Raw genomic sequence first — 348 nt, 5'->3', positions numbered from 1 at the left:
GGCGTCGCAACGAAAGAGAAATGGGATGAGCTGTATCGCATCGTCAACGACCACTTCGATTCCGTCGTGTTTGTGCTCGACGAACTGGATATGCTCGTTGGTCGGCGTGATAAACAGGAACCCGCGTATTCACGGCTCTTGTACCAGCTGTCTCGGGCTGGCACGAACGATGACCTCAACGCGTACATCTCGGTCGTTGCGATCTCGAACGACACGAAAATGATGGAGTCTGTGGGCAGCCGCGCTGTCAGCTCGTTCACGCCTGAAGACGTCCATTTCGATGATTACGACGCGAATCAACTCCAAGCAATTCTTCGACGGCGACAAGATGCGTTCAATGATGATGTC

General features: G+C 53.4%; 1 pseudogene. It reads left to right on the top strand.

Annotation, left to right across the window (positions count from 1 at the left end):
• A pseudogene (locus tag EXE42_RS17345) lies at positions 1-348 on the top strand (cell division control protein Cdc6); the annotation flags it as partial.

Source organism: Halorubrum sp. SP3, from assembly GCF_005435195.1.
In the GTDB taxonomy this organism is placed as follows: Archaea; Halobacteriota; Halobacteria; order Halobacteriales; family Haloferacaceae; genus Halorubrum; species Halorubrum sodomense.
Note: the sequence above shows the minus strand (reverse complement) of the source record. Positions and strands in the feature narration are given on the sequence as shown.